1 protein-coding gene is annotated in these 253 nt (G+C 53.0%); it reads right to left on the bottom strand.

What is annotated here, in order from left to right:
• Positions 1-47: 47 nt before the first annotated feature.
• Positions 48-253, bottom strand: a 206-nt coding sequence (locus Q5762_RS39075) for a hypothetical protein (RefSeq protein WP_315897071.1), incomplete at its 5' end; no start/stop codon positions are given.

Raw genomic sequence — 253 nt, forward strand, 5'->3', positions numbered from 1 at the left:
CGCCCACGCTGCCTGAAACGCAAATTTAAAATCAATCACGAGCTCATTCATTGGGGCACATCTCCAAAGCGGATTTCCGCGCTGATTTCGGGGCGGTGGCGCGGTGACACATGCAGCGCAGCGCCCTCGGTGGCCACATCAAAATAACCGCTTAAAAATTGGCTCACGGCGGCAAATTGATGCTCAAAAGCAATCAGTCCGATCTCCACGTTAAACACCACATCAAAATCACGGCTCATGCCCATCTCGTGCG

Source organism: Streptomyces sp. P9(2023), from assembly GCF_032436795.1.
Taxonomy (GTDB): Bacteria; Actinomycetota; Actinomycetes; order Streptomycetales; family Streptomycetaceae; genus Streptomyces.